The sequence below is a fragment of the Streptomyces sp. NPDC096324 genome (genome assembly GCF_044763015.1).
Classification (GTDB): Bacteria; Actinomycetota; Actinomycetes; order Streptomycetales; family Streptomycetaceae; genus Streptomyces.
Map to the genome: position 1 here is coordinate 18,966 of NZ_JBIWFK010000013.1, position 23,468 is coordinate 42,433.

Here is a 23,468-nt window from a genome sequence, read left to right on the forward strand (position 1 = left end):
TCCGCGGCGCGAAGGAAACACGGGGCGCCGTCCCCGGGTTTGAGGGCATTGTCAGTGGCGCAGTGCACTATCGAGGCCGGGAGGTGGTGCGGATGCGAAGCGCGTACGACTGCGATGTGCTGGTGATCGGCGGGGGGATCGTCGGTCTGTCGACGGCGTATGCCATCACACGGGCGGCACCGGGCACCCGTGTGACGGTGCTGGAGAAGGAGCCGGGCCCCGCCCGGCACCAGACCGGGCGCAACAGCGGGGTGATCCACAGCGGGATCTACTACCGCCCCGGATCCCTGAAGGCGCGGTACGCGGTCAAGGGCGCCGCGGAGATGGTCAAGTTCTGTGCGGAGTACGACATCGCACACGCCGTCACCGGCAAGCTGATCGTCGCGACGGACAAGTCGGAGCTCCCCCGTCTGCACGGCCTGGTGCAGCGCGGCCGGGAGAACGGCATCCCGGTCAAGGAACTGGGCCCGGCCCAGCTCACGGAGTACGAGCCGGAGGTCCGCGGTCTCGCCGCCATCCACGTCGGCACCACGGGCATCTGCGACTACGTGGCGGTGGCCCGCCGGCTCGCGGAGGCCTCCGGGGCGGAGATCCGGTACGGGGCGCGGGTCGTGCGCGCCGACCGCCGCCCCCACCTCGGTGTCGCCGTGCGCACGGCCGACGGGACGATCGTCCGCGGGCGGGTGCTCGTCAACTGCGCGGGACTGCACTGCGACGAGACGGCCCGGCTCACGGGCGACGACCCGGGGATGCGGATCGTCCCCTTCCGTGGCGAGTACTACACGCTGGCGCGGCCGGAGCTCGTGCGGGGCCTGGTGTATCCGGTTCCCGACCCGGCGTTCCCGTTCCTCGGCGTCCATCTCACCCGGGGCATCGACGGCGGTGTCCACGTCGGCCCCAACGCGGTGCCCGCGCTCGCGCGAGAGGGATACGACTGGGGAGTCGTCCGGCCGCGTGAACTGGGCGGGACCCTGTCCTGGCCCGGTTCCTGGCACATAGCCCGGCGGCACTGGCGTTACGGAGCCGGTGAGCTGCGCCGGTCGGTGTCGAAGGCGGCGTTCACGGAGGCCGTGCGGCGGCTGCTGCCCGCGGTGAACCCGGAGGACCTGGTTCCCGCCGCCGCCGGTGTCCGCGCCCAGGCGGTCCTGCGGGACGGCACCCTGGTCGACGACTTCCTGATCAAGGAGGGCCCGAGGACCGTGCACGTGCTGAACGCGCCGTCCCCCGCGGCCACCGCGTCCCTCCCGATCGGCCGGGAGGTCGCCCGCCGGGCACTGGCGTCACTGGCGGCGGTCTGAACGCTCGGCCCGCCCGGCCGTGGCGCCCCACCCACCCCGGCGCCCCACCCCGGCCATGGCCCACCCACCGGCCGGGGCGCCCTGCCGTCGCCCGCGGACGCCGGGTGAGAGCCGCGAGGCCCTCCTGGCCCGCGACCGGGAACCGGCCCGCCGTCTGCCCGCGGACGCCCCGGCGCCAGGACGGACCGGTCGGCTCGTGCCGGGACGGACCGGCCCCCGGTGCCGCGCCCGTAAAATCGACCCCACTGTGTCTGATTTCCTCGACTCCACCGAAGAGACCCGGCCCGCCTCCGCAGAGGACGGCTCGCCGCGTCACCACCGTGCCCAGGGCGAGCCCCGTTTCCCCGGCGGTCCACAGCCGGATCCCGCCGGCTCGCACTTCGAGCGGCGAATCCGGAGCTTCCAGCCGCGCCGGAGCCGGGTGACGACCGGCCAGGCCGACGCGCTGGAGCGGCTGTGGCCGAAGTGGGGTCTGGACATCGACGGACGGCGCACGCTCGACCTGGCGGAGCTGTTCGGGGCGGACCTCCCCGTCGTGCTGGAGATCGGCTTCGGCATGGGCGAGGCCACCGCGCAGATGGCGGCCGACGACCGGGGAACCGGGATCCTCGCCGTGGACGTGCACACCCCGGGGCAGGGCAACCTGCTCAACCTCGCCGAGCGCAACGGTCTGACCAACGTCCGCGTGGCCAACGGCGACGCGATCATCCTGCTCCGCGAGATGCTGCCGGCCGCCTCGCTGAACGGGCTGCGCGTCTATTTCCCCGACCCCTGGCCCAAGAAGCGGCACCACAAGCGGCGGCTGATCCAGCCGGAGTTCCTGGACCTCGCCGCGACCCGTCTCGCGCCGGGCGCGCTCGTGCACTGCGCGACGGACTGGGAACCGTACGCCGAACAGATGCTCGACGTCCTGAGCGCGCACCCCGCCTTCGAGAACACCGTGGCCGACGGCGGTTTCGCGCCCCGTCCGGAGTTCCGGCCGCTGACCCGTTTCGAGGGCCAGGGACTGGACAAGGGTCATGTGGTGAACGACCTCCTCTTCCGGCGCGTACAGCATCGAGACCAGCACACCCCGGGCGTCTGACCCGCACACACCTGCCGGCGTCCACCGGGACATCCCGGGGACCCCGGTTGCCGTCGCGGGCCACGCCCTCCCTCGTTAGGGTCAATGCCGTGGCCATCCATCCGCCGTACCCGAACCGGCCCGGTGCCCCCACCGGGCGTGCGCCAAGACATCCGCACTGGTGGCAGCGCGGTTGGGTGCGGTACGGAGCACTGATCACCCTGCTCGCGATGTCGGGTCTGGTGATCCTCGCCCTCGTCCGCGAACAGACCGGGACCGAGGGCTTCCTGGTCGGTCTCGGACTGGCCGTGTTCCCCGTGCCGCTGCTCATAGCCGCCTTCCGGTGGCTGGACCGGGTCGAACCGGGCCCCTGGCGCAACCTGTTCTTCTCCTTCGCCTGGGGCGCCTGCGCGGCCGCGCTCATAGCGATCGTCGCCAACAGCTTCGCGACCCGCTGGATCGCCATGACGACGGCGGATCCCTCGGGCGCCGACACGCTCGGCGCGACCGTCATAGCGCCGGTCGTCGAGGAGTCGGCGAAGGCGGCGGCCGTCCTGCTCGTCTTCCTCTTCCGCAGACGGGACTTCACCGGGATCGTCGACGGTGTCGTCATCGCCGGGGTCACCGCCACCGGCTTCGCGTTCACCGAGAACATCCTCTATCTCGGCACCGCGTTCGGCACCGACCAGCTCAGCGGGGAGAGCGGGATCGCCTCCGTCACCGCGGCGACGTTCTTCGTCCGGGTGGTGATGTCGCCCTTCGCGCATCCCCTGTTCACCGTGCTGACGGGCATCGGCTTCGGCGTCGCGGCCCTGTCCGCCGAACGCCAGCACGTGCGCCGGGTGCTGCTCCCTCTGACCGGTCTGCTGCTCGCGATGGGCATGCACGCGATCTGGAACGGCTCCTCGGGCTTCGGCCGGTTCGGGTTCTTCGGGGTGTACGCGGCGTTCATGGTGCCCGCGTTCGGGCTGCTGACCTGGCTCGTCGTCTGGACGCGGCAGCGCGAGCTGCGGACCGTCCGGACCGAACTGCCCGTGTACACCGCCGCGGGCTGGCTGGGCGCGGCCGAGCCGTGGGCGCTCGGCTCGATGCGGGCGCGGCAGCTCGCGCGTGAGTACGCCGGACACCACTTCGGGAAGGGCGCGGCACGCTCGGTGGCGGAGTACGAGGCGTACGCGACCTCGCTGGCGTTCCTGCGCCACCGGGGGCGCCGGGGCCGCGCGGGCGCCGACTTCGTCGTACGGGAGCGCGAGTTGCTGGAGGAGCTGTGGCGCCGCCGGGAGATCGCCCGTCCGGCTCTCGCCTACGCGGCCCGCGCCACGGCACCGCTGCCCGCACCGCCGCCCTGGCCGCCTCAGGGGTACGGGTACGTCGTCCCGCCCGCGCGGCCGTACGGGTGGCCGGCCCAGGCGTCCGCGCCGGCCCCGTATCCCGCGTACAACCCGTACAGCTCGTAGCGCGGGACGTTCACGGCGCGGTGCACCGGTGGGTATCACCGGTGCACCGCGCCGACGGTCCCGCTGTTACGCCGACGCCTGCGACAGTCGCTTCAGTTCGTCGTCCGTCAGCACCAGGTCCGCGACGCCGAGCAGGGCCGGGAGCTGCTCCACCGTGCGGGCGGAGGCGATCGGCGCGGCGACCGTCGGCTGTGCGGCCAGCCAGGCCAGGGCGACCGTCGCGACGGCGACGTCGTGGGCCGCCGCGATCTCGTCGAGGGCGGTGAGAACCCGCGGCCCGCGTTCCGTGCCGAGGTGCTTGGCCGCGCCGGCCGCCCTGGGGGAGTCGACCGTGGTGCCGGGGCGGTACTTGCCGGTGAGGAAGCCGGCGGCGAGCGCGAAGTACGGGACGGCCGCCAGACCGGCCCGGGAGGCGACCTCCAGCAGCGTGCCCTCGTAGGTGTCGCGCGAGACGAGGTTGTAGTGGGGCTGGAGCGCGACGTACCGGGCGAGACCCTCGCGGTCGGAGAACTCCAGGGACTCCCGCAGCCGCTCCGGGGAGATGTTGGAGGCGGCAATGTTCCGCACCTTGCCGGCCTTCACCAGCTCGTCGAGGGCGCCGATGATCTCCTCGACCGGCACCTCCGGCTTGTCGAAGTGCGTGTAGTAGAGGTCGATGTGGTCGGTGCCCAGGCGGCGCAGCGACGCGTCGGCCGCGGCCTTGATGTTGGCACCGGACAGGCCCGGGTACGCGGGGTGCTGGCTGACCTTGGTGGCGACCACGATGTCCGCGCGGTTGCCGCGGCTCTTCAGCCACTTGCCGATGACGGTCTCGGACTCGCCGCCCTCGTTGCCCTCGACCCAGGCCGAATAGGAGTCGGCCGTGTCGAGGAAGTTGCCGCCGGCGGCGGCGTAGGCGTCGAGCACGGCGAAGGACCGGGTCTCGTCGGCCGTCCAGCCGAAGACGTTGCCCCCGAGGGAGAGCGGGAAGACCTCGAGGTCGGACGAACCGAGCTTGCGAAGGGAAGTCATGTAGGGCCACAACGCCCGTACCGGATGGATGTATTCCACACGCACTGGGTATGGTGCGCCGCCGTCCGCGCCCGGACGACCAACAGCCCTGACGTCGGGGGGGTTGACGTCAGGGCTGCCGGAGATCGGAGGTCAGGGGTTGATGCCCTTGCTCTGGAGCCACGCCATCGGGTCGATGCCGGTGGCGGCGCCGCCGGGGTGCACCTCGAGGTGCAGGTGCGGCCCGGTGACGTTGCCCGTGGCGCCCACGCGTCCGATGACATCGCCCGTGGCGACCTTCTGGCCGACGGTGACGCTGATCGACGACTGGTGGCAGAACCAGAGTTCCGTACCGTCGTCGAGGGTGAGGATCGTGCGGTAGCCGTACGAGCCGGCCCAGCCGGCCTCGGTGATGGTGCCGCTGTGGATCGCCTTGATCAGCGTGCCGGTGGGCGCCGCGAAGTCGAGTCCGGTGTGGTAGCCGGAGGACCACATGGAGCCGGCCTCACCGAAGCGCGAGGTCAGTGTGTACGACGAGGTCGGCAGCGAGTAGCTCTTGGCGAGCTCGGCGAGGCGCGCGGCCTCGGCCTTCTGCTTGGCCGCCTCCTCCGCCTTCTGCTTCGCGGCGGTTTCCTTGGCCTCGGCCTCGTCCTGCTGCTTGGCGGCGGCCTGGACTGCCTTCTGCGCGGCGGCGGTCTGGACGGCCTTCTGCGTGGCGGTGTCGGCCTGGTTCTGCTGCGACTGGGCCTGCGCCATGATGCGGTCGCGCAGCGCCTCACCGGCGTCGGTGCTGCCCTGGGCCGCGTCGGCGCTGGTCAGACCGGCGGTGGTGAGCGGAGTCGTGGAGCCCTTGGGGGTGCTGGATCCGCCGTCCGATATCAGGGCCTTGGCCGACGCGGTGACCGACGACAGGTCGGGCAGCGAGATCGAGACGGGCGCCTTGCCCGGAGCGGCGCTGGCGATGCCACCACCACCGACGGCGGCTATGACACCGACGCCGAGAACCGTGGAGCTGCGGGCGAGTCCTCCGCCGCGCTGCTTGCCCGTGCGGTGCCGGCCGCGGACGGGAGCGAGGGAATCCGCTGTGGGGTTCCACTCCTCCCAGGGTCCCTCGTCCTTGCCATAGCCGAAGGTGTGGGCTTCGTTCGGCGCGAACGAGGTTGGCTGAGCGGGCCGGTTGGACGCCACCTGGGCGCACTCCTTTCCTTCCTTGCCGCCTACCGGGTTAGCTGACGGGTTCGGAGCAGGAAGGTCTCCTACGCGCGTACGGCCACCGTGCTTCCACGGCGGAATACGCTCGATTCACCCCACGAGTTGGTTCCCCGGTTCCCTTGCGGGATTCGGCGCGTGCGCACGGAGCCGCCTCTTGTGACGGTTGTGACGACCGCGCTGCGTTATCGAACGTTAATAGACCCGGGCACCGAATTCCAAGCTGTTCCGACTGATCATTAACGCCACTTGGCCAGGACTTTGGGGTCATGGACGATGAAAAACGGGCGAGTTGACCGCATGCCGCTTGCACGAATTTCCCTGACGGTGCGTCAGTCGTTATGCGGAGGGATACGGTCCGATCACTGGTCGTGACGCCGGACGGCGAGCAGCGCCATGTCGTCCGTCAGCGGGCCGCCCGTGTGCTCGCGGGCCGCCTCGAAGAGAGCGGTCAGCAACGCGTCGGGGCCGGGGAAGACCCGTCCGGCCAGCCAGGCGGCCGGATCGAAGAACTCCCCTCGCGCGTCGCGGGCCTCGGACAGTCCGTCGGTGTGCAGGAGCAGCGTCGCCCCGCGCGGAAATCCCTCCCGCAGCGTCGGGGCGGGCAGGCTTCCCAGTTCGCTCATCCCGAGGGGCAGCGCGAAGGACTCGGCGGAGAGGATGACGAGCGTGCCGTCGGGACGCAGCAGCAGGGGCGGCGGATGGCCGCGGTTGACGACGTGTACGACGTCCTCGCCCCGCGGGATCTCGGCGAGGACGGCGGTCGTGAACCCCTCGACCGCGTCGACGCTGTCGCGCCGGGTGCCCGCGCGTGTCAGCGCCCGCTCCAGGCGCTCCGCGACTCCCCCCAGGGTCGCCTCCCGCTCGGCCGCCTCCCCGAACGCCCCGACCACCGTCGCGACGGCGGCCACCGCGGTCATCCCCTTCCCCCGTACGTCCCCGACGACCAGCCGCACGCCGTACGGGGAGTCCTGCACCGCGTACAGGTCCCCGCCGATGAACGCGTCCTCCTGCGCCGCCTCGTACCGGGCCGCGACGTCGAGCCCGGCGATCCGCGCCTCGGGCTCGGGCAGCACGGCGCGCTGCGCGAACTCGGCGATCTCCCGGACGGAGGCGAGCCGTTCGTCGCCGCGCCGGACCACGGTGTTGATGAGGACGGCGAGGACGGCGGCCGTCGTCACGGTGACCACCTCGGTGACCGCGTCGACCTGGAGGACGATGCCGAGCACACAGTGCGTCACGAGGACCGCGCCCACGGCGAGGACGCCGGCGAGAACGGTTCCGCGCAGCGAGTAGAAGGGCGCGGCGACCAGGGGCGCGGCCGCGAACAAGGGGGCGGCGGTGAATTCCGACGGGGTGAAGTAGTCGTAGACGATCCCGGCGGCGACGAGCAGCACGGGCAGGGCCCGGACGAAGGCGCGCGCCCACACGATCCGGCGCGGGTGCGCCGGCGCCGGACCGGGCGACGGGCGACTCCCGGGCCCGTGGACACCGCGGGACGGCCGCCCGGCCCGGTCAGGAAACTGTCCGGTCCGCCGCTCACCTCCTGGCTGCCCCACCCGTCCAGAAGAACCGGCGCGGAGGCGGCGGGCGACCCCTGTGGCCCGACCGGGGGAGAAAGGCACCGCCCGAGAAGGGCACCCCCCGCCGGAACGGAACCGGCCGGGGAAGGACGGCCGGAGAAAGGCGGGCGGAGACGCCGGGCAAAAGGCGCCGGGACAAACACCAAGGGCCGGAACTCGTAAATCCGAGTTCCGGCCCTTGGCCTTGAGTAGCGGGGACAGGATTTGAACCTGCGACCTCTGGGTTATGAGCCCAGCGAGCTACCGAGCTGCTCCACCCCGCGTCGTTGAAACCAGTGTACGCCATCCGCGGGACCCGAAGCACACCCGTTCAAACCCGCCCCTCCGGCGCCGCCGGCACCCGGCTTCTCCCCGGCTTCTACCGGGCCGCCAGATGCCGGTTGGGGGCCTCGGCGCGGTCCGCGTACTCGGGAAGGACGACGACCTCGGCGCCCGCGGCGGCGAGGAGTCCGTTCCCGTCGGCGTCCGTGACGAAGGTGTCGGGCTCGCGCCAGGCGGTGACGACCCGCCGTACACCGGCGTCGAGGATGAGCCGGGCGCACGGCGCGGGCCGGGAGGCGCGGTGGGCGCACGGTTCCAGGCTGCTGTAGACGGTGGCGGCGGCCAGCCGGGGATCGGCCGGGTCGATCTTGGCGAGGGCGGCCTCCTCGGCGTGCACGACGGAATCGCCGCCCTCGCGGGAGTGCCCGCGGGCCAGCTCGGTCCCGTCGGCCGCGACCACCACGGCGCCCACGCTGAACGCGGTCTTCGAGGGCGGGCACAGCTCCGCCAGCTCGCAGGCGAGCTCCAGCCACCGCCGGTCGGCGGCGGAGGCGAGCGGGCCGGTGCCGGGCGCGGTGGGGACGTACCGGATGAGCACGACGTCGCCGACGGGCCGGGTCTCCACCATCCGCATCCGGCCCAGGGGGTACTCCCCGGTCCCGAACAGCCGCGGCGCGTCCGGCTGCCCGACGAAGAGGGGGGCGACGGCGAGCTGCAGTTCGTCGGCGAGCTGCTCGCGCACGAGCTGGGTGTGGACCTTGCCGCCGCCTTCGACCATGAGGCGGCGTACCCCCCGTACGTCGTGAAGGTGTTCCAGCAGCACCCGCCAGTCGAGCCGGGGGCCGGTCGGGACGACGTCGACGCCGACGAGGCCGTCGAGCGCGGCGGCGGCTCGCGACGCGCCCTCGTCCGTCGTGTAGACGACCTTCTCGCCGCCGGTGTGCCAGAACTGCGCCCGCGGGTCGAGCTCTCCTGAACCGCTGACGGTGACCTTCAGCGGGTACTCGGGACGGCCGCCGGCGACCCGGGCCGCACGCCGTTCGGCGGAATTGACCAGGAGCCGCGGGTTGTCCGTGCGCAGCGTGCCCGCGCCCACCAGGATCGCGTCGCTGGACGCCCGCACCTCGTCGACCCGGTCGAAGTCGGCCGGGCCCGAGAGCAGCAGCCGCTCGGGGCCGGTGTCGTCCAGGAAGCCGTCGAGGGAGACGGCGGCGGACAGCAGGACGTAGGGACGGGGCATCGGGACGCATCCTCCGGTCGCACGCGCGCGGGAATCCGAGCGCAGTGGTTCAAGTTTTAAACAATACCTAGACTGGTCTCATGACGACCCGCTGGCTCTCCGCCGCCGAACAGCGCGCCTGGCGCTCGTACATCTCCGCGACCTCCCTCCTGGCGGACGCCATCGACCGCCGGCTGCAGGCGGAGGCGGGGATGCCCCACCTTTACTACTCCATCCTGTCCCGGCTGTCCGAGGCTCCGGACCGGCGGCTGCGGATGACCGACCTCGCCGAGGCCCTGAAGATCACCCGCAGCCGGCTGACGTACGCGGTGGCGCGGCTGGAGAAGGACGGCACGGTACGCCGCGAGGGCTGCCCCACCGACAAGCGCGGGCACATGGCCGTTCTCACCGACGAGGGGATGGCCCTCCTGGAGCGGGTGGCGCCCGCGCACGTCGAGACGGTGCGGACGGCGGTCTTCGACCATCTGACCCCGGAGCAGGTGGGGCAGCTCGAGGAGATCTGCGGAACCATCACCCGGGCCATCCAGAGCGGAGATCCCGGGGCTCCCGGGGAGGATCTGCCCTGGCGGCGGCGCTCCTGCTCCTCGTAGAACACCCGAGGCGGGCGTGAACCCCGTTGCTTGAAGTTTTAAGCAGATGTAGGGTCTCGTTTCGAGGCTGTGCTTCAAATCTGAAGCACAGCCCGTGCGAACCCGCCGGACGGAGAGACACCATGCGCGACCACCCCACCGCCACCGTGCGCACCCGCGTCCGCGTTCCCCTGCGCTTCGGCGACGGCTACTCCGTCGACGCCGAACTCGTGACCTTCCACGGCCTCGACGACGGCAAGGAACACCTGGCCGTCGTCCTCGGCGAGCCCGGCGCGAACCCGCTGGTGCGGCTGCATTCCGAGTGCCTGACCGGCGATGTGTTCGGCTCGGCCCGCTGCGACTGCGGACCCCAGTTGCGCGAGGCGGTGGAGCAGATCGCGGACCGCGGCGGCGTCCTGCTGTACCTGCGCCAGGAGGGCCGCGGCATCGGCCTCTACAACAAGCTCGACGCGTACGCCCTCCAGGACCAGGGCCTCGACACCTACGCCGCCAACGCCGCCCTCGGCCTGCCCGAGGACGACCGTGACTACACGGCGGCCGCCCAGATGCTCCGGGCCCTCGGCATCGACTCCCTGGACCTGCTGTCCAACAACCCGGACAAGGCCGAACAGCTCCGCGAACTCGGCATCACGGTCTCCCACCGCGTCCCGACGGGCGTCTTCACCACCGCCCACAACGTCCGCTACCTGCGCGCCAAGGTCCTCCAGACCCAGCACACCCTGCCGCTGACGGAACTCACGGAGCACGCGGGGCTCTCCGGCCTCTCGGCGGGCTGACACCCCGGGAACGAAACAGGCCCCCGGTTCAGATCACTCCGAACCGGGGGCCTTTCCGTAGACCCTGTGGGACTCGAACCCACAACCAATGGATTAAAAGTCCACTGCTCTGCCAATTGAGCTAAGGGTCCCCGCACCGGAAAACACCGGCACGGCGCACCGGCCCGCGCCGACGCATCCCCGAGCATAGCGGGACGTGGCCGGGACTCCGATCGGGTATCGGTGACCCGGCCACGCCGAAGGCCCCACAAGGTCAGGGATCGACCGGTTCGGGTGCACCCTTGCGGGCGGCCTCACGGGCGATCGTGCGCTCATGCCCGGGGTTGAGGAACCAGTGACGGGCCGAGGCCAGCCACCAGGCCGCGGCGAAGCCCAGGACGACGAGCACGGCAACCGGGGCGTAGTTGAACGTCTCCCAGGTGACCGGGGAGACCTGGGGCAGCATGAACAGGACCGTGATGACGGCCACCCAGCCGACCGCGATCACGCCCACCGGTCGTGACCAGCGGCCCAGATGCCAGGGCCCGCGCTCGAAGGCGTCGCCCTTGCGCAGCCGCAGCAGTGTCGGGATGACGTACGCGACGTAGAGGCCGATCACCGCGATCGACGTCACGGCCGCGTAGGCCGCGTAGTTGATGAGGTACGGCAGGCCGAGCACCAGAGCTCCCCCCGCGGCCAGCCAGACGGCCGCCACGGGGGTCCGGGTGCGCGGATGCACCGTGTGCCACACCGAGGAGAACGGCAGCGCGCCGTCCCGCGAAAAGGCGTAGATCATACGGCTGTTGGCGGTCACGGACGCCATGCCGCAGAAGAGCTGCGCGCCGATCACGACGAGCAGCAGGAGCTTGCCGGCCGTCGCGCCGAGCGCGTCCAGCAGGATCTGCGCCGGGGGCGCGCCCGTCGCGGAGCCCAGCTCCTTGTCGTAGGACTGGATGGCGAAGGTGAAGCCGAGGAGCAGGACGAAGCCGGCGATCCATGAGGTCCAGATGGAGCGCACGATGCCCTTCGGCCCGGCCGTCGAGGCGTCGTGGGTCTCCTCCGTCATATGGGCGGAGGCGTCGTACCCGGTGAACGTGTACTGGGCCATGAGGAGTCCGACGAGGACGACGTAGACCCCGCTGCCCCAGCCCGTGTTGTTGACGAACTTCGTGAACACGAAGTCCGCCGACTGGTGGTGGTCCGGCGCGAAGGTCAGCGCGCCGACGATGACGGCGACGCCGACGACGTGCCACCACACGCTGATGCTGTTGAGCAGGGCGACGATCCCCACGCCGAAGGTGTTGAGGAGACCGTGCAGGATCAGGATCGCGGTGAACAGGAGGATCGTGCGGCCCGGCGTCACCTCGAAGTCGAACTGGAGGTTCAGGTAGGCGCCGAGGAACAGCGCCGCGCCGAAGTCGATGCCGGCGGTCACCGCGACCTGGCCGAGGACGTTGAACCAGCCCGTGAACCACGCCCAGGCGGCCCTGCTGCGTTCCGGGGCGAGCCGGTGGGCCCAGAAGTACAGCCCGGCGGACGTCGGATAGGCCGAACAGATCTCGGCCATCGCGAGCCCGACGAACAGCGTCATCAGTCCGACCGCGACCCAGCCCCAGGTGATGACGGCGGGGCCGCCGGTGTTCATCCCGAACTGATACAGCGTCAGGCAGCCCGACAGGACCGAGATGATCGTGAAGGAGACCGCGTAGTTGGAGAAAGCCGACATGCGGCGAGCGAGAACCTGCGTGTAGCCGAGCTGGGCGAGCCGCTCTTCGTCCGACAGCCCAGTCGCTCTGGCGTCATCTGTCATGCACCCAGCGATTCCCTCACCGGGTGCATGACATGCGCCGTACCGATGGCAAATGTGGCTAGAAAAGGCCCTTGTAGCCCTGCCAGCCGCCGACGATCTTCACGCGCGGGCCGAACGAACCCGTCCCCGTACCGGCGTTGCGGTAGACGTTGCCGGAGGTGTCGCGCTCGACCAGGTCGTTCTTCCCGTCGCCCGTGATGTCGCCGACCCCGACGACCGCGTTGTAGGACGCGCCCCAGCCGGAGAAGACCTTCACCCGCTCCTTCAACAGGCCGGTCCCGGTGCCGTTGTAGCGGTACAGCGTTCCCGCCCTGTCCCGCGCGAGCACGTCCCCGATCCCGTCGCCGTTCAGGTCACCGGCGCCGACGATCTTCGTGTATCCCGTCCACGCCGTACGGATCTTCTTGGCCGCGGCGAGCGTTCCGTCGCTCTTCGCGGCGAACAGGTAGAGGTCGCCGGTCGAGGCCTTCCGCGCGAGCAGATCCGGCCGCCGGTCACCGGTCAGGTCGCCGGGCGAGGTCAGGACGTCGTACGCGTTCCAGCCGGTGCCGAGCGTCTTGTACGAGGTCGACGGGGTCGGCGCCGTGCCGCACGCGGGCCTGTAGCCGCGCAGGGAACCGTCGCCCATGCGCACCAGGACGTCGTTGCAGCGGTCGCCGTTCAGATCGCCGAACGGCACCGCCACCGTCCTGGCCGGCCAGCCGTTCCCCGTGACCTTTCCGGCGAAGCCGCCCTTCCCGTCGCCCTGCTGGAAGGTCAGTCCTCCCGACGAGTTGAGCGTCAGCAGGTCGCCGGTACCGTCCGGGGCTCCTTCGGCCCCGACGTGGTCGTGGCGCACCGGGCTGCCGCCCTTCAGCCGGACCGTGCCACGCACCTGGAGCGGGGCGCCGACGCCGTCCGCGGGGGTGACGGTGACGGTCCAGTCGTAGGAGCCGTCCGGAGCGAAGGCACTGCCGGGGAGCGCCGGGTCTGCGCCGAACCAGCCGACGTTCACCTCACCGCGCTCGGGACCGCTGTCGCGGCCGTCGTCGTAGGTCTTGCCGGTGGCACGGTTGCGCGCGGTCACGGTCCAGTTCGCGGCCGGCTTCGACAGCAGCAGGGTGGTCAGGGTGTCCGGGACGGTGTCGATCGCGCGCGCCCGGACGGACGACGCGTTCTCGGAGGGCGCCAGCAGCCGCAGCGACTGCTGGGCCACCCCGGACGGTACGAGGTGCACGCGCTCCTGGCCGTCCACGTACGCGGCGTTCGCGCCGGACTCGTCGACCGTCCAGCGCACGTCCCGCTGGGAGATCCCGGTGTCGGGCAGATCTCCGACGACCCGGCTCGCGGCGCCGCCGTCCGCGACCGTCGTGAGGGTCAGCTTCCCGGCCGCCCTGTCGTGCGTGACGACGTATCCGTCGCCGAGCTTCGCCTCGCCGGCGGGCACGGCGACGGACTTCTTCGCCGTACGGTCCCAGACACCGGCCCTGCCGTCACAGGTCCAGTAGATCCAGCGGCCCAGTGCCTGGAGTTCGGTGGGCACGCAGCCCGCGTCGGTGGTGAGGGTCTCGGTCGTCCTCCTCGTGGTCAGGTCGTACGCGGTGAGGGTGCCGGGCGTGGATCCCGCCGTCCAGAGGACGTCGCCGGAGAGCGCGGCGGCTCCGGGGGCGCGGGTGAGCACCGGGGCTCCGGCGTTGTCGAGCGCGTACACGGACTGCTTGTCGGCACCGGTGTGGACGAGGTACCGGCCCGAGACGTCGGTGATACGCCCGCCCGCCGGCACGCTCCGCTCCCAGAGGTCGTTGCTCCCCGGCCCGTTGACCCGGATCAGGTCGTTCGTCGCCGTGGAGTGCTCCAGCCAGGCGATCCGGCCGTCGGCCGTCCCGTGGATCTCGGAGCAGGCGACGTCCGTCGTCGCGCAGGGGGCGATGGACACGGTCTCCTCGGGGGGCGAGAAGTCGGACCGCGCACCGTAGGCGGGGGTGCCGGTCGCGGCGACGGTCCGGACGTAGTCGTCCCGGTGCCCGCGCAGGCTGTCGTCCGTGACGACGAGCCGGCCCTGGTCGAGAGAGATCCCCTGGACGGGGAAGGGCGGCTTGGGCAGCGGCCTGACCTGGGTGACGACCGGGACGCCGTCCGCACCGGAGGTGATGCGCTGGATCCCCCAGTCGTCGGCGCCCGTGCGGCCGATCTTCACGGCGGAGCCGCCGGGGCCGGCCGCGAGCCCGTAGTCCGCGGACGGCATCAGCGTCACCGCGGGCCCGCCCGCGATCGGCTGCGCGGTGACCTGGCTGACGCCGTTGACCAGCCAGTCGCCGACGACCGCGAGGTCGTGGGTGGCGTTCACTCCGTCGGCGGTCCCCTTCAGCACGACCTCGGCCGGTGCCGCCGACAGGTCGGCGCGGGGCAGTACCAGGACCTTGGCCTTGTCGTAGGCGAAGACGACGACATGGTCCGGCGCGATCAGCACCCTGCTGTACGCGAGGGGAAGCGGACCGCTCCAGCTCTGCACCTGGCCGCTCTCCCGGTCCACCGCGACCAGACGCATCTCGCCGTCCAGCGACGCCCGCAGGAAGACACTCCTGGCGTCGGCACCCGCGGGCTGGCCGAGCTGGAGCCCCGCCGGTCCACCGCCGACGGTCACGTCACGGGTGCCGCCGTCGGCCCCCGGGGTGAGCAGGTGGATGACCCGGGTGCTCGTCCCGTCCGCGGCGGGCTCGTTGCGGAACCCGACGGCCAGGTTGTCGAAGGCCGTCAGATAGCCGAGACCCGCCGGGACCTGGATGCTGCGGGACGTGCCGTCCGTCGCGTCCCAGAACACCACCCGGCCGTTGGCGTCCTTGTCCGCCAGGACATCGCTGCCGGTGCCCGTGGGGGACAACCCGGCCCGCGGCGGAACGGGGACGGACTCACCGTCGGAGTACCGCGTCCACAGCAGCCCCGTCCGGCCCTCCTGGGTGTGGAAGACGCCCTGCGCCCCGGCGCCGTCGTGGCCGGAGCCCGTCGAGGTGGTGCGGATCGTGGCCGTCGTGTTGTAACTGCGCAGCGCGGCGGGGACCACCGTCTCCTGAGCGGTTCCCACCGCGGAGGCGGGCGTCGGCAGCAGCGGGATCACGCCGCCCGCGAGCAGCGCGGAAGCCGCCGCGGTGACGGCGACGCGGCCTGCTCGCACAGGGCGGACGAAGAAATGACGGACCAAGGAAAACCCCTCCCGGAACACCGCGGGGAAGCGTCTGCCGTCCCGGGTGTCGACCCGGCCCCCAGCTCTCACATCCCCCACACAAGTCGCCTGATGTTACAGGGAGTTGACGGGTCGACAGGAAATGCTTTTCCGGGGCTCGCTCCGGAGACGGCGAGCCCCGGAAACGACGAGCCCCGGAAACGACGATGTGGCCCCCACCCGGTCCGGGTGGGGGCCACATCAGGTCACTGAGCTGTCAGGCGTCAGCCGTTGCGCTTCCAGCGCGGCTTCTCGTCGCGGCGGAACGAACCGGCACCCGTGGCGCGGTGGTCGTCGCGGCGGGCGGCCGGACGGTCGTGGCCGGAGCGGAAGCCACCGCTCGCGGGACGGTCGCCCTGGCGGTCACGGTTGAAGGGACGGTCGCTGCCCCGGTGGCCGCCACGCTCGTCACGACGCTCGAAAGAACGGCCGCCACGGTCGTCACGGTTGAAGCCACCACCACGGTTGTCATCGCGGCGCTCGAAAGAACGGCCGCCACGGTCATCGCGGTTGAAACCGCCACCACGGTTGTCGTCACGGCGGAAGCCACCACCACGGTTGTCGTCACGACGCTCGAAAGAACGGCCGCCACGGTCATCGCGGTTGAAACCGCCACCACGGTTGTCATCGCGGCGGAAGCCACCACCACGGTTGTCGTCACGACGCTCGAAAGAACGGCCGCCACGGTCATCGCGGTTGAAACCGCCACCACGGTTGTCATCGCGGCGGAAGCCACCACCACGGTTGTCGTCACGACGCTCGAAAGAACGGCCGCCACGGTCATCGCGGTTGAAACCGCCACCACGGTTGTCGTCACGGCGGAAGCCACCACGGTCGTTGTCACGACGCTCGTAGTTGCCGCGCTCGTCACGACGCTGACGCGGCTCGTACGCGGGACGCTCGTCCTGCTCGGCGGCGACGGCCTCGACGGCCGGGGCCTCGACGACGGCCTGCTCGGCGGCCTCGGCGGCGGCCGCGACGGCCACCTCCGGGTCCTCGCCGCGCTCACGGGCGGCACGGGCGACCAGGCGGTCGGCCTCGCCGCGCAGCTCGGCGGCACGGCGCTGAGCGCGCTCCAGCTCCTTGGTGAGCTGCGTGACCTCACGCTCGGCCTGCTGGGCGGCGTCGCCCGCGGACTGGGCCTGGACCTCGGTCATCGACCGGGCGCCGGTGATCTCGGCGACCTCGGGCTCGAAGGCCGTACCCGAGTTGATGATGTGACGCGCGGCGTCGACGCCCGCGTCCTCCATCAGGCGGAAGATCTGGCGGCGCTGGTGCGGAAGCGACAGCGACACGACGGTGCCGGAGCGGCCCGCGCGAGCGGTACGGCCGGAGCGGTGCAGGTAGTCCTTGTGGTCGCCGGCCGGGTCCACGTTCAGGACCAGGTCGATGCCGTCGACGTGGATACCGCGGGCGGCGACGTCGGTGGCGACGAGCGCGTTGACGTAACCGTCCTTGAAGTCGGCCAGCGTCCGCGTACGGGCGCCCTGCGTCATGCCGCCGTGCAGCGCGTCGGCCTTCACACCGGCGTCGCGGAGCTGCTCCGCGATGCGGTCGGCGCCGAGCTGGGTGCGCACGAAGATGATCGTGCGGCCCTTGCGGGAGGCGATCGCGGCGGTGACCGGCGCCTTGTCCTTGGGCTTCACGATGAGGATGTGGTGCGACATCGTCGTGACGTTGCCCTGGGCGCTGTCGACCTCGTGCGTGACGGGGTTGGTCAGGTAGCGCTTGACCAGCGTGGAGATCTCGTTCTCCATCGTGGCGGAGAACAGCATCCGCTGGCCGCCGGCCGGGATCTGGTCGAGCAGCTCGGTGACCTCGGGCAGGAAGCCCAGGTCCGACATCTGGTCGGCCTCGTCGAGGACGGCGATCTGGGTGTTCTCCAGCGAGCAGGCGCCGCGGTTGATGATGTCGCGCAGACGGCCCGGGGTGGCGACGAGGACGTCGACGCCGCGCTCCAGGGCGTAGATCTGGTTGCCCATCGACGTACCGCCGCAGACGACCTTCATCTTGAGGCCGAGGACGTCGCCGTAGGGCTGGAGGGCGTCGGCGACCTGCATGGCCAGCTCGCGGGTCGGCGTCAGGATGACGGCGCGCGGCTTCTTCTTCTCGGTGTGGCCGCCGGCGAGCTGCGCCAGGGTCGGCAGACCGAAGGAGAGGGTCTTGCCGGAGCCGGTGCGGCCGCGGCCGAGGATGTCCTTGCCGGCCAGGGCGTCCGGGATGGTCGCGGCCTGGATCGGGAAGGGGCTGGTCACGCCGTTCTGCGCGAGCTTGCGGACGACGCCCTCGGGGAGACCGAGGTCGGCGAAGGTGAGCTCGGGGGCGGCGGACTCGGTGGTCTCGACTACCTCGATCGTGGCCTCGACCGCGTCGTTGTTCTCGTTGTTCTCGGGCACGACGACGTGATCAGTACTGGAAACAGACATGCGAAATGCGAACCTTCCGGAGTTTCTTCGGCACGCGCCCAAACTCCGTGAAGTCGCAAACGACCGCCTCTATGCGGTCCGGCCACGGCAAGGGAGAGTACGCGCCACGCGGCGCTCTCTGCGGCGGCGCCGGGCAAATGGGATCAAACGATCTACTACCATACGCACCCTTCCCCCATGAAGGCAAACTGAGCCCCATACGACCAGGTGAGGGTGCATTCCAAGCCACCTGTTCGCGTCCTCCACGCTACCGCGCCCACGCCGACGGCGCTGTTGAACAGGCCACATCCACGCCTCCGGCGGCCGTGAACCCCGCCACACCCGCCGCGGCGGGACCCGCCCGGCCACGGGGGCGGGAGCCGCGCCCGCCCGGCTCCCCGTGCCGGCTACACCGGTGAGCCCGCCTCGGGGGCCGGTTCCCGTTGGATCAGCTGGGTCACCGGCTGTTCGTGCGCCGACGACGACGGCTCCGGGGTCCCGGGGTCGGGCGGCGACGGCGGGGAGACCGGCGGGGGCTCGGGCGACGGCTCCGCCGACGTACGCGGGGGAGTCGGCTCGCCCCCGGGCGGGGTGGAGGCCTTGGAGGGGGCCCCGTCCTTCTCCGTCGCCTTCGCGGACGGCTTCGCGCCCGGGGACGCCGACGCGTCGCCGGACGCTGACTCCCCCGGTTTCGCGGAGGCCTTTCCGTGTCTGCCGCCCTTTCCGCCCTTCCCGCTCTTCCCGCTGTACGAACCGACCCCGCCGCCGACCGCCGCGGACCCGTCGCCGGGCACCCCGTCGGCCCGTCTGTCCGCCGAGTGGGAGGGCCCCGGCCGCCCCGCGTCGTCGCCGACGCTCATGCAGCCGGCGGTGGCGGCCACGGCCAGGACCGCGGCGGCCAGACGGACGGGTACGTACAAGGCGCGCACGGGCGGCCACCTCCGAACGGGGTGTCCCCCGCTCGGAAGGAGCCGGGAGCGTGGGGAGAAACGGGAGTTCTCCCCGTCCAACTCCCGCCGCCCGCGGGAGGACACGCGCCCTCCGGGCCCAACCGGGCCCGGAGGGCGCCGCCGTGGAGCCCGCGCTCCCCGCGCGGCGAGCGCGGCCGGGGAGACGCCGCGGGTCAGTCGATCGCCAGCGGGGCCTGCGGGGCCAGCGCGGCCGCGATGCGCTGGGCGACCACCTCGGCCTGGTTGCCGTCGGGGGTGTCCTTGGTCTTGGTCGCGTTGACCGCGATGGCGAGACCGTCGGACGGGAGATACGCCTGGATCGCCGCGTAACCCGAGAACGACGGGTTCTGCAGGACCCAGCCGTTGATCACGATCACACCGAGCCCGAAGTGCTTGGCCTCGGTCTGCTCCAGGCAGACGGTGGCGGGGCACGTGGCGGTCGGGTGACCGAGACCGACCGTCCCCGGGTCGAGCAGCGTGCGGTAGGAGCCGCGCGAGATGAGCGCGCCGCTGCCGATGGCGGCCGCCGAACGGGCCAGGTCGCAGACGTGCGTGGTGATCACGGCGCCGGGCGCGGTGGTCCACGACGGGTTCCAGAAGGTGGACTCCTCGTACAGGCCGCGTTCGGACGTGAAGGCGTGCACGACCGGACGCGGGATGTCGGGGGTGAAGTTGTTCCGGGTGTTGTCGAGACCCAGCGGACCCGTGACCCGCTCCCGCAGGAGCTTGTCGATCCGGGTGCCGGTGATCTTCTCCAGCGCCTGGATCAGCAGCAGGTAATTGGCGTGCGAATAGCTCCAGTTGGTACCCGGCTCGTACCAGAACGGGTGGCTGTAGGGGTACGCGAGCAACTGCTGCGGGGTCCAGTGGCGGAAGGGGTGCGCCTCCAGCTCGGCCAGGAAGGCCGGGTCGGTGACGTAGTCGTGCAGCCCGGTGGTGTTGCTGGCCAGCATCCGCAGGGTGATCCGGTTCGCCTTGGGCACGCCGGGCAGCCAGCGCTCCACGGTGTCGTCCAGGCCGACCCTGCCCTCCTCGACGAGTTGCAGCAGGGCCGTGCCGACGTAGGAGAAGGCCACGGAACCGGCACGGAAGTGCATGTCCGGCTCGGCCGGGACACCGGTCATGGACTCACCGAGCGCGTCGGTCAGGATCTCGCGCCCGTGGCTGGTGACCTTCAGCTCCACCGACTTCAGATGAAGGTCGGCCTTGGCCTTTCGGGCGATGGCGAGGACCTCGCGGGCCTCGCCGCCCAGGGGTCTCTCGGTCCTCACGCAGTCGTTCTCGCCGTAACGGGCGGGCGCCTGGGCGAACGCCGGCGCGGCGGCGGTCGTCTGGACCGTGACGGCGAGCAGCGCGGCGCAGAGGAGGGCCGTACGGGCCCGGGCGCGGGCACCCGGACGGGCCGGGGAGGGGGTGCGTGTCATGCCCGCACTATCACCGGACGGGTCATCCCGATTCGTCAGAACACTCCGAAAATGCTACGAGACACCCCATGTGGGGCAGGCGCCACGTCCCCTCCGCGGATCCGGCCCTCTCCGGGTCTCCGTCGTACACCGCCACCGGGGCGCCATCCCCGACAATGGCCACGTGCTGGAGATGACGCGCGAAACCTTCGAAGAGCTCGTGAGCCAGGCGCTGGACCGGATCCCGCCCGAGCTGACCCGGGTCATGGACAACGTCGCCGTGTTCGTCGAGGACGAGCCTCCCGCCGACGATCCCGAACTGCTGGGCCTCTACGAGGGCACCCCGCTCACCGACCGCGGCGAGTGGTACGCCGGAGTGCTCCCGGACCGCATCTCGATCTACATGGGCCCCACCCTGCGCCGGTGCGAGACCACGGACGAGGTGGTGCACGAGGTCGCCGTGACCGTGATCCACGAGGTCGCCCACCACTTCGGCATCGACGACGACCGTCTGCACGAACTCGGCTGGGGCTGACCGGGCCGTCCGCGCGCCCCTCCCGCGGGGGCACCGGAATCCCGCATACCCGCACCACCCCTTGGGCAGACGGGACAAATGGTCCGCGTCCCCGTTGCCGCAACCGCCACCGTCCGCCGCACGGCCGACCGCGCCGGGCGGGCGCTCCACGCGCTCGCCCGCCGCCCCCGCCGCCGCACGGGCCCGGTGCTCGAACTCGCCCCCCGGGAGAACCCGTACACCCGCGCCCTCGGGCTGCTGTGCGTGGTGCTGCTCGGCGCCTGGCTGGGCCTGCTGGTCGTGGGCGACGTCCGCGTCCCGGTCGGCCCCATGAACACCACCATGACCCTGCGCCCCTCCCTCACCGGCGGCACGAAGATCAACATCTCTCCTCTCGGCGCGCTGGAGCTGCGCAGCCACGAGGCCCCCCTGCGCCTGGACGTGGACGTCGACCGGCTCGACCCCGAACGCTCGCAGGCCCTCGTCGAACACCCGGAGCGTCTCGCCGGACTCCAGGACGAGGTCGTACGGGACGTCGAGCACGGCACCCTCGACCTGGCCGTCCGCTCCTGCATAGCCGTCGGCGCCGGAGCCGGCGCCCTCGGTCTCGCGGTCTACCGCCGCCCCCGCCGCGCCCTCGCCGCCGGAGGTCTCGCCCTCTGCCTCCTGGCCGCCTCCGGAGCGACCGCCTTCGCCACCTGGAACCCCGAATCGGTCCTGGAGCCGAAGTACTCCGGCCTGCTCGCCTCCGCACCGTCCCTGGTCGGCGACGCCCGCAGCATCGTCAGCGAATTCGACGTCTACCAGAAGGAGTTGGCGCGCCTGGTGACGAACGTGACGAAGCTGTACGACGTCACGTCCACCCTTCCGGTCTACGAGCCCGACCCGACCACGATCCGGGTGCTCCACGTCTCCGACATCCATCTGAACCCGGCGAGCTGGAAGATCATCGCCTCGCTCGTGAAGCAGTACGCGATCGACGTGATCGTCGATTCCGGCGACACGATGGACCACGGCTCGGCGGCCGAGAACGGCTTCCTCGACCCGATCCCCGACCTGGGAGCGCCGTACGTCTGGGTCCGCGGCAACCACGACTCGCGGGAGACGCAGCGCTACCTCGAACACCTGAAGAACGTGCGCGTCCTCGACGACGGCCGCGCGGTCACGGTCGCGGGTCTGCGTTTCGCCGGCATCGGCGACCCCCAGTTCACCCCGGACCGCGCGGTCGCGCCGGGCGGCGACGCGGCGGAGGACCTCGCGGGCGCCCGCCTGGCCTCGGCCCTGCGCGACCAGCGCGCCGCGGGCACCCCGGTCGACATCGCCGTCGCCCACGAACCGCTCGCCGCACGCGGGACGGACGGGCAGGTGCCCCTCGTGCTCGCAGGGCATCTGCACCACGAGGAGATGGAGGTCATGAAGTACGGGACCCGGCTGCGCGTCGAGGGCTCGACGGGCGGAAGCGGGCTGCGGGCCGTCGAGCGCGAGTACCCGGCCCCGATCGAGGCCTCGGTCCTCTACCTGGACCGGGACACCCGCCGGCTCCAGGCCTGGGACGAGATCAGGCTGGGCGGTCTCGGCCTCACGACGGCCGAGGTCAGCCGCCATCTCCCCGAGGAGAATCGGCCCTGAGCCCGGCCCGCCGTATCTGGTTTGGTCCGCGTCCGGGCCACGTAGTACAGTCTGTTCGTGCCCAAGGGCGCCGGTCAGGGCTTGACCGTCCGAAGCTTCCGTCGAAGCGGAGGAGAAGTGGAACCCTTCGGGGGAAAGCGGAGTCACATGCTTCTCACGTCCCTTCGGGAACGCGAAGACGAAGCAGAGCGTCACCGGCTCGCCCTCATCGTCTAGCGGCCTAGGACGCCGCCCTTTCAAGGCGGTAGCACGGGTTCGAATCCCGTTGGGGGTACGCAACACCGTGTGGGACACTGGTTACACGTCGCACGCAAAAGCTTGGTCCTGTGGAGCAGTTTGGAGTGCTCGCCACCCTGTCAAGGTGGAGGCCGCGGGTTCAAATCCCGTCAGGACCGCTGAGGTTTCTCCGGAAACCTCGTGGCTGGGTAGCTCAGTTGGTACGAGCGATCGCCTGAAAAGCGATAGGTCGCCGGTTCGACCCCGGCCCCAGCCACCAGAACGAAACCCCCTCCGGGTCACCCGGAGGGGGTTTCTTCGTTCGCGGAACCTCGCGGTGAAGCTCGCGATGAAGCCTGCGGTCGTCCGGATCGCGATTCCCTTGGCACCACCCCCGGCCCGGCGCTAGCTTCTGGGTGATCGATCGGGTTCCTTCGGGGGGATGGACATGAGCCGGGACGAGACCGCGGCGGCGCGGGACACCGAACTGGAGAAGGACCGGGCGCGGTACGGGCTGATCGCGGTCGTCATGAGCAATCTCGCCATCGCCGGCGTGGCGGTCTTCGGGGTCTGGCGGCTCGACGGGGACAAGGCCGTGATCGTCGGCGTGCTCACCGCCGCGTTCACCGCGGTGAGCAGCATGACCACCGCCTACCTGGGCATCAAGGCCATCTCCAACACCGCCCGGTCCATCGCCCTGGGATCGGCGTCCCGACGGGAGCCCGCCCACACCCCGGCCAAAATCCCCGCGCCCGATGCCGGGACCCCGGCGCCCGCCACGCCCGCCGCCGAGGCGCCCGCGCCGCCCCCGCAGCGCGCCCCCTGACCCGCGCCCGCCGCGGCGGGCGCAAAAGGGTTCGCCAGGGATTTCCCCGGGATGAGATCCTGGATCGCGT

At 71.5% G+C, this 23,468-nt stretch carries 17 protein-coding genes, 5 tRNA genes and 1 riboswitch; of the genes, 11 read left to right on the forward strand and 11 right to left on the reverse strand.

Annotated elements, in window-relative coordinates:
• Positions 1-92: 92 nt before the first annotated feature.
• The 3 genes from lhgO to ACIQ7M_RS31115 all read left to right on the forward strand — a co-directional run bounded on the left by lhgO (position 93) and on the right by ACIQ7M_RS31115 (position 3,818).
• Positions 93-1,298, forward strand: a complete 1,206-nt coding sequence (gene lhgO / locus ACIQ7M_RS31105; RefSeq protein ID WP_355769032.1) for an L-2-hydroxyglutarate oxidase — start codon at positions 93-95, stop codon at positions 1,296-1,298.
• 247 nt (positions 1,299-1,545) lie between these two features.
• Positions 1,546-2,382: a tRNA (guanosine(46)-N7)-methyltransferase TrmB gene (gene trmB / locus ACIQ7M_RS31110; protein WP_403650700.1), complete on the forward strand. Its 837-nt coding sequence runs from the start codon at positions 1,546-1,548 to the stop codon at positions 2,380-2,382.
• Between the two features lie 89 nt (positions 2,383-2,471).
• Complete coding sequence (locus tag ACIQ7M_RS31115) at positions 2,472-3,818, forward strand: PrsW family intramembrane metalloprotease (protein WP_355769038.1); 1,347 nt, start codon at positions 2,472-2,474, stop codon at positions 3,816-3,818.
• Between the two features lie 66 nt (positions 3,819-3,884).
• Here the strand turns inward: ACIQ7M_RS31115 and ACIQ7M_RS31120 are convergent, their stop codons facing one another.
• The 5 genes from ACIQ7M_RS31120 to ACIQ7M_RS31140 all read right to left on the reverse strand — a co-directional run bounded on the left by ACIQ7M_RS31120 (position 3,885) and on the right by ACIQ7M_RS31140 (position 9,101).
• Positions 3,885-4,829 (reverse strand): aldo/keto reductase, encoded by a 945-nt coding sequence (locus ACIQ7M_RS31120; protein ID WP_403650702.1) that lies wholly within the window; start codon positions 4,827-4,829, stop codon positions 3,885-3,887.
• Positions 4,830-4,961: 132 nt separating this feature from the next.
• On the reverse strand, positions 4,962-5,996 hold the full coding sequence (locus ACIQ7M_RS31125; protein ID WP_403650704.1) for a M23 family metallopeptidase: 1,035 nt from the start codon (positions 5,994-5,996) through the stop codon (positions 4,962-4,964).
• An 11-nt stretch (positions 5,997-6,007) separates the two neighbouring features.
• Positions 6,008-6,164: riboswitch (cyclic di-AMP (ydaO/yuaA leader) on the reverse strand.
• A 215-nt stretch (positions 6,165-6,379) separates the two neighbouring features.
• A complete protein-coding gene (locus tag ACIQ7M_RS31130; RefSeq protein WP_403650706.1) occupies positions 6,380-7,447 on the reverse strand; it encodes a PP2C family protein-serine/threonine phosphatase in 1,068 nt (355 codons plus the stop codon).
• 342 nt (positions 7,448-7,789) lie between these two features.
• A tRNA-Met gene (locus ACIQ7M_RS31135) sits at positions 7,790-7,863 on the reverse strand.
• Positions 7,864-7,958: 95 nt separating this feature from the next.
• The gene (locus tag ACIQ7M_RS31140; protein WP_403650708.1) at positions 7,959-9,101 is read right to left on the reverse strand and encodes a dihydrofolate reductase family protein; all 1,143 of its coding nucleotides are present in this window, start codon (positions 9,099-9,101) and stop codon (positions 7,959-7,961) included.
• 80 nt (positions 9,102-9,181) lie between these two features.
• On the opposite strand from ACIQ7M_RS31140, the gene ACIQ7M_RS31145 reads away from it, so the two are divergent.
• Positions 9,182-9,691: a MarR family winged helix-turn-helix transcriptional regulator gene (locus tag ACIQ7M_RS31145; protein WP_386988653.1), complete on the forward strand. Its 510-nt coding sequence runs from the start codon at positions 9,182-9,184 to the stop codon at positions 9,689-9,691.
• 122 nt (positions 9,692-9,813) lie between these two features.
• Positions 9,814-10,467, forward strand: coding sequence for a GTP cyclohydrolase II (gene ribA / locus ACIQ7M_RS31150; protein WP_403650710.1), 654 nt, complete (start codon positions 9,814-9,816; stop codon positions 10,465-10,467).
• Between the two features lie 58 nt (positions 10,468-10,525).
• Here ribA and ACIQ7M_RS31155 read toward each other — a convergent pair.
• The 6 genes from ACIQ7M_RS31155 to ACIQ7M_RS31180 all read right to left on the reverse strand — a co-directional run bounded on the left by ACIQ7M_RS31155 (position 10,526) and on the right by ACIQ7M_RS31180 (position 20,234).
• Positions 10,526-10,598 (reverse strand) — tRNA-Lys (locus tag ACIQ7M_RS31155).
• 122 nt (positions 10,599-10,720) lie between these two features.
• Complete coding sequence (locus ACIQ7M_RS31160) at positions 10,721-12,256, reverse strand: amino acid permease (protein WP_386988658.1); 1,536 nt, start codon at positions 12,254-12,256, stop codon at positions 10,721-10,723.
• A 58-nt stretch (positions 12,257-12,314) separates the two neighbouring features.
• The gene (locus tag ACIQ7M_RS31165; RefSeq protein ID WP_403650713.1) at positions 12,315-15,407 is read right to left on the reverse strand and encodes an FG-GAP repeat domain-containing protein; all 3,093 of its coding nucleotides are present in this window, start codon (positions 15,405-15,407) and stop codon (positions 12,315-12,317) included.
• 272 nt (positions 15,408-15,679) lie between these two features.
• A complete protein-coding gene (locus tag ACIQ7M_RS31170; RefSeq protein WP_403650715.1) occupies positions 15,680-17,881 on the reverse strand; it encodes a DEAD/DEAH box helicase in 2,202 nt (733 codons plus the stop codon).
• A gap of 386 nt (positions 17,882-18,267) precedes the next feature.
• Positions 18,268-18,789, reverse strand: coding sequence for a hypothetical protein (locus ACIQ7M_RS31175; protein WP_403650717.1), 522 nt, complete (start codon positions 18,787-18,789; stop codon positions 18,268-18,270).
• Positions 18,790-18,983: 194 nt separating this feature from the next.
• Positions 18,984-20,234: a serine hydrolase domain-containing protein gene (locus ACIQ7M_RS31180; RefSeq protein ID WP_403650719.1), complete on the reverse strand. Its 1,251-nt coding sequence runs from the start codon at positions 20,232-20,234 to the stop codon at positions 18,984-18,986.
• Between the two features lie 163 nt (positions 20,235-20,397).
• Here ACIQ7M_RS31180 and ACIQ7M_RS31185 point away from each other — a divergent pair, with 163 nt between their 5' ends.
• From ACIQ7M_RS31185 to ACIQ7M_RS31210, 6 genes are all read left to right on the forward strand, one after another.
• Positions 20,398-20,748, forward strand: coding sequence for a metallopeptidase family protein (locus ACIQ7M_RS31185; RefSeq protein ID WP_355764621.1), 351 nt, complete (start codon positions 20,398-20,400; stop codon positions 20,746-20,748).
• A 78-nt stretch (positions 20,749-20,826) separates the two neighbouring features.
• On the forward strand, positions 20,827-22,356 hold the full coding sequence (locus ACIQ7M_RS31190; RefSeq protein ID WP_403650722.1) for a metallophosphoesterase: 1,530 nt from the start codon (positions 20,827-20,829) through the stop codon (positions 22,354-22,356).
• A 201-nt stretch (positions 22,357-22,557) separates the two neighbouring features.
• A tRNA-Glu gene (locus tag ACIQ7M_RS31195) sits at positions 22,558-22,630 on the forward strand.
• A gap of 46 nt (positions 22,631-22,676) precedes the next feature.
• Positions 22,677-22,751, forward strand: a tRNA-Asp gene (locus tag ACIQ7M_RS31200).
• A 24-nt stretch (positions 22,752-22,775) separates the two neighbouring features.
• Positions 22,776-22,852: transfer RNA gene (locus ACIQ7M_RS31205), tRNA-Phe, on the forward strand.
• A gap of 168 nt (positions 22,853-23,020) precedes the next feature.
• Positions 23,021-23,398, forward strand: a complete 378-nt coding sequence (locus ACIQ7M_RS31210) for a hypothetical protein (RefSeq protein ID WP_403650724.1) — start codon at positions 23,021-23,023, stop codon at positions 23,396-23,398.
• Positions 23,399-23,468: the final 70 nt, after the last annotated feature.

Excerpts from the sequence above, each read along its gene's own strand:
- lhgO (WP_355769032.1), top strand. The coding sequence starts at position 93 with ATGCGAAGCGCGTACGACTGCGATGTGCTGGTGATCGGCGGGGGGATC.
- ACIQ7M_RS31120 (WP_403650702.1), bottom strand. The coding sequence starts at position 4,829 with ATGACTTCCCTTCGCAAGCTCGGTTCGTCCGACCTCGAGGTCTTCCCG.
- ACIQ7M_RS31140 (WP_403650708.1), bottom strand. The coding sequence starts at position 9,101 with ATGCCCCGTCCCTACGTCCTGCTGTCCGCCGCCGTCTCCCTCGACGGC.
- ACIQ7M_RS31145 (WP_386988653.1), top strand. The coding sequence starts at position 9,182 with ATGACGACCCGCTGGCTCTCCGCCGCCGAACAGCGCGCCTGGCGCTCG.
- ribA (WP_403650710.1), top strand. The coding sequence starts at position 9,814 with ATGCGCGACCACCCCACCGCCACCGTGCGCACCCGCGTCCGCGTTCCC.
- ACIQ7M_RS31160 (WP_386988658.1), bottom strand. The coding sequence starts at position 12,256 with ATGACAGATGACGCCAGAGCGACTGGGCTGTCGGACGAAGAGCGGCTC.
- ACIQ7M_RS31170 (WP_403650715.1), bottom strand. The coding sequence starts at position 17,881 with ATGTCTGTTTCCAGTACTGATCACGTCGTCGTGCCCGAGAACAACGAG.
- ACIQ7M_RS31180 (WP_403650719.1), bottom strand. The coding sequence starts at position 20,234 with ATGACACGCACCCCCTCCCCGGCCCGTCCGGGTGCCCGCGCCCGGGCC.
- ACIQ7M_RS31190 (WP_403650722.1), top strand. The coding sequence starts at position 20,827 with ATGGTCCGCGTCCCCGTTGCCGCAACCGCCACCGTCCGCCGCACGGCC.
- ACIQ7M_RS31210 (WP_403650724.1), top strand. The coding sequence starts at position 23,021 with ATGAGCCGGGACGAGACCGCGGCGGCGCGGGACACCGAACTGGAGAAG.